5 protein-coding genes are annotated in these 4,799 nt (G+C 47.1%); all 5 read left to right on the forward strand.

What is annotated here, in order from left to right; genetic code table 11:
* The first annotated feature begins 146 nt into the window (after positions 1-146).
* The 5 genes from ACTHSP_RS17950 (at position 147) to atpE (ending at position 4,686) form a co-directional block, all read left to right on the forward strand.
* A complete protein-coding gene (locus ACTHSP_RS17950) occupies positions 147-1,931 on the forward strand; it encodes a bifunctional anthranilate synthase component I family protein/class IV aminotransferase (RefSeq protein WP_314513305.1) in 1,785 nt (594 codons plus the stop codon).
* A gap of 101 nt (positions 1,932-2,032) precedes the next feature.
* A complete protein-coding gene (locus ACTHSP_RS17955) occupies positions 2,033-2,893 on the forward strand; it encodes a ParB/RepB/Spo0J family partition protein (protein ID WP_314513304.1) in 861 nt (286 codons plus the stop codon).
* 282 nt (positions 2,894-3,175) lie between these two features.
* Positions 3,176-3,529, forward strand: a complete 354-nt coding sequence (locus tag ACTHSP_RS17960) for an ATP synthase subunit I (protein ID WP_314513302.1) — start codon at positions 3,176-3,178, stop codon at positions 3,527-3,529.
* Positions 3,519-4,385 (forward strand): F0F1 ATP synthase subunit A, encoded by an 867-nt coding sequence (gene atpB, locus ACTHSP_RS17965; RefSeq protein ID WP_440346586.1) that lies wholly within the window; start codon positions 3,519-3,521, stop codon positions 4,383-4,385. The genes ACTHSP_RS17960 and atpB overlap by 11 nt, the downstream gene beginning before the upstream one ends.
* Positions 4,386-4,449: 64 nt before the next feature.
* A complete protein-coding gene (gene atpE / locus ACTHSP_RS17970; protein WP_004519005.1) occupies positions 4,450-4,686 on the forward strand; it encodes a F0F1 ATP synthase subunit C in 237 nt (78 codons plus the stop codon).
* The last annotated feature ends 113 nt before the right edge of the window (positions 4,687-4,799 follow it).

Consider the following 4,799-nt stretch of genomic DNA (forward strand, 5'->3'; position numbering starts at 1 on the left):
TTTTAAATGATATGGTGTGGTATGACTTGATTTTACCTCTTTATGCTGTATTAGCCTACATAAAATTACACATAAGCAATTTTTTCCGGTTTGTTTGATAATTTTTGTAAAAACAGCGTATAATCAGCCTATTTGTATCATACATCATGCCTTATTTCGCCCTGTTCGACGATGCGGTAAGCGGTCGTGCAAAACTCTATCAAAATCATGTGGAAAGCTGCCTTTTTCATCATAACGAACTGGCGTCGTTGGATGATGTTTTGCAGGCAGGTTGGAAAAAAGGCCTGCATGCAGTGTTGTTTGCAGACTACGAATTCGGATTGCCACTGATGGATATTTCATCCGCGCGCAGTGGCAATTTGCGTTTGCACTGGTTTGCCGATTGTTCCGAAATCAATGCCGAAAACTGGCTGGCCAATCATTCAGACGGCCTTGAGGCAGGTATCTCCACTCCCCGATTCTCCGTATCCGAAGCCGATTATCTCGAGCATATCCACCAAATCCACGAAGCCATCCGCCGTGGCGATACCTATCAAATCAATTACACCGCACGCCTACACCTGCAAACTTACGGCAATCCGATCCAGCTTTACCGCCGCTTGCGCCAGCCTGTACCGTATGCCGTTTTGTCTTGTCTGCCCGACGGGGCAGGGCAGGAAGCGTGGACTTTGTGTTTTTCTCCCGAACTTTTCCTCAAAATCGATTCAGACGGCCTGATCACAACAGAGCCGATGAAAGGCACTGCGCCGATTCTTCACGATGGACAAGATGAACGCCGCGCCGTTGAATTGCAAAACGATCCGAAAAACCGCGCCGAAAATGTGATGATTGTCGATTTGTTGCGCAACGATCTCGGCAAAATCGCGCAAACGGGCAAAGTACGCGTGCCTGAACCGTTTAAAGTTTCCCGTTTCGGCAGCGTTTGGCAGATGACCAGTGCCATCGAGGCGCAGGCGCTGCCTGATGTTTCGGTTGCCGATATTCTCCGTGCAGCCTTCCCGTGCGGCAGTATTACCGGCGCGCCCAAACGAATGAGCATGCAGATTATTGAGTCCCTTGAATCCGAACCGCGCGGTTTGTACACAGGCAGCATCGGCTTTTTGCATCCGTGTGATACGGGTTTGGGATTTGAAGGCGTATTTAATGTCGTGATCCGCACCTTATCCCTGAAGCCGATTTCAGACGGCCTTTATCAAGGTGTTTATGGCGTGGGTTCGGGGATTGTGATTGATAGCGATCCTGAAGCCGAATATCGCGAGTGCGGTTGGAAGGCGCGTTTCCTCAATGACTTGCGGTCTGATTTCGGTATTTTTGAAACCATGCGCGTGGAATACAAACAATGCCGTTTGCTCGATTTGCACTTAGGTCGTCTGAACAGATCGGCACAAGCGCTCAACCTGACTTGGTCTGAAAATGCAATAGAGCAAATCCAACACTATATAGATGCGTTGCCAATTGGGTTATTTAGAGTCAAAGCCGCTTTGTTTTCAGACGGCCTTGCATTGAGCCATGCGGCTGTTTCCGAATTGGATGGACAACAATACGTCATCCTGAGTGAGCACACATTAAACCAACGCGATTATCTGCGCCGTTTCAAAACCACACGTCGTGAAATTTTTGACCAAGCATGGAAAACGGCAGAAGGGCAGGGCGCATTTGACAGCCTGTTTTTCAATTCAGACGGCCTGTTGTTAGAGGGCGGAAGAAGCAATGTGTTCGTCAAATATCAAGGACAATGGCTCACGCCGTCTTTGGATTTGGATATTTTGAACGGGGTAATGCGCCAAGCGGTATTGAAGCAGCCGCAGCTATATTTAGGTGCGGATACAATCAAGGAAACCCACATCACGCGCGCCATGTTGGGAAATGCGGAAGAAATCCGCTTGAGCAACGCTTTAAGGGGCGTATTTGCGGTTTCGCTCCGTAAATAAATGGCAATAGTCAAATCATCATGATTCAAATTGTCGTAAAGCGGCAATATCCGATAGAATACGTCATTTCAACAATGAGGCCGTCTGAAAGGGAAAACAATATGGCAAAAGCAAAAGTTGGATTGGGACGCGGTTTGGATTCGCTGATTTCCAATGCAGTGGACAGCAGCAGTAGCGACCGCCTGACAACGGTTGCCATCGCCGATATTCAGCCCGGCCGTTATCAGGCGCGTGTGCAAATTGATGACGAAGCCTTGCAGGAGTTGGCCGATTCCATTAAGGCACAAGGCATTATCCAGCCGGTTATTGTACGCGAACGTGGTCTGTCTCAATATGAATTGATTGCCGGCGAACGCCGTTGGCGCGCTTCCCAGTTGGCCGGTTTGACCGAAATTCCCGTCGTCATCAAAACCATCAGCGACGAAACCGCGTTGGCCATGGGTTTGATTGAAAACCTGCAACGTGAAAACCTCAATCCGATTGAAGAAGCGCAAGGTTTGAAACGCCTTGCCGACGAATTCGGCCTGACTCACGAAACCATCGCAAAAGCCGTCGGTAAAAGCCGTAGTGCCATCTCCAACAGCCTGCGCCTGTTGAGTCTGCCTGAGCCGGTTCAGGAAATGCTTTACCAACGCCGTCTGGAAATGGGTCATGCCCGCGCGTTGCTGACCTTGCATGTGGTTGACCAATTGGAGTTGGCTCAAAAAGCCGTCAAAAACGGTTGGTCGGTGCGTGAGGTAGAGCGCCGCAGCCAGTTGGCACATCAAAAAGCCAAGCCCGAAGCAGCCAAAACCATCAGCCCGGATATCCGCCGCATCAATGATGCATTGACCGAGCATTTGGGTGTCAATGCCGAAGTCAAAACCAGCAATCAGAAAAAAGGCAAAATCGTACTGCATTTTGATACGCCGGAAACGTTCGAATATCTGCTAAAGCAGTTAGGCATTAATCAAGCGTTCTAACGGCTTTATAAACAGAACGGGCCGTCTGAAAAAAAGCTTTTCAGACGGCCTCAATTTTTGAAAAAGCGTAGAGCGTATAAATGTTTACAATACAAATCAAAATCTTCTGTAAAATCTATGTAACAACATGTAATTTGTGTTAAACTCCATTCCAGCAAAGATTTGTTTTATATGTGTTAATCATTTATTTATGAAAGGTTCACAAAGATTAACATATTGCTTGACGTTAACAAACTTCTTGATTATATTAGCCTGCCTTGCTTTTTTGGGGTGTGAAGTACAATGAATCAGATAGTCCCATTGCAAGTGATTGTATTGTTAATAATTTCAGTTGTTTGTGCATTATTTTCCGGATTGCCCGGCTTCCTCTCTGCTTTGGCGGGAGGATTTTCGTATATTTTGCCTACCCTGGTTGCAGTTTTACTTTTAAAGTTTTCCCGACGAAATCCTGATCTGCAAAGTTCGATGTTTATTGGCGGAGAGGTTTTAAAAGTAGTGCTGTCGCTGGTATCTATGTCGGTCGTTTTTGCGATATGGCATCGAGCACTGGTATTTTACCCATTTTTATTGGCGTTTCTTGGCGTCAGTCATTTGGTTTTTTTAGTATTGTTGAGAGTGAAACACTATGGCAGGTGAAACTATGACCGCTGCCGACTACATCAAGCACCACTTGCAAAGCTTGACCAGTTTGTCGGATGTTACTCAGGGTCAAGGACTGAAAAACATCGCTGATTTTTCGTTCATTAACCTTGATGCAATCTTTTTTGCCGTTCTGTTGGGCGTAATCGGCAGCTTCCTTTTGTGGCGCGGTGCCAAAAAAGCAACAGCTGGCGTGCCCGGTCGTTTCCAAGCGGCTGTTGAAATTCTGTTCGAATTCGTGGATGACATGTGTAAAAGCATTATCCATAACGAACAATCGCGTAAAGCCGTTGCCCCGTTGGGTCTGACCTTGTTTGTCTGGATTCTCTTGATGAATGCCATGGATATGCTGCCGGTTGATTTGCTGCCGATGGCATGGCAAGGCATTACCGGTAATCATCATGCACTGTTGCGCGTCGTGCCGACAGCTGACTTGAATACGACTTTGGCTCTGGCGATTGGCGTATTGCTGATCTGTATTTACTACAATGTCAAAATCAAAGGCCTTGGCGGTTGGATTCACGAGTTGTTCTGCGCACCTTTCGGTCCGTGGCTTGCTCCGGCCAACTTCCTGCTGAACTTGGTAGAGTTTTTGTCCAAAACCGTATCCCACGGTATGCGGTTGTTTGGTAATATGTATGCCGGCGAGCTGGTGTTCCTGTTGATCGCTCTGTTGGGCGGTGCATGGGCGTCAACCGGCAGTGTCGAAACTTTGGATCCGATTTTATTTGTGTTCCACCTGATTGCCGGTTTGGCTTGGGCGATTTTCCACATTTTGGTCATCACCTTGCAGGCATTTATTTTCATGGCGTTGGCGTTCGTATATATCGGACAGGCGCATGATGCACACTAATCAAGTAGTTTTTTTGTAGTTTGTTTTTTGTAGTTTAACCTTTACTATTTTAAGGAGTTTAAAAATGGGTTTGATTGCTATCGCATGTGGTTTGATCGTTGCCTTGGGCGCATTGGGTGCCTCTATCGGTATCGCAATGGTTGGTTCTAAATACTTGGAATCTTCTGCTCGCCAACCTGAGCTGATCGGTCCTCTGCAAACCAAACTGTTCTTGATCGCTGGTCTGATCGACGCGGCTTTCTTGATCGGTGTGGCTATTGCCCTGTTGTTCGCCTTCGTTAACCCGTTTAGTGGTGCGTAATCAAGACGGAGCGATCCGTTCAGATACAGGCTTGCCGTCTGTTTGATTAACCCAGATACGAAGGTTAAGTAACGTGAATATTAATGCAACCTTATTTGCGCAAATCCTAGTTT

Source organism: Neisseria sp. P0001.S005, assembly GCF_051963715.1.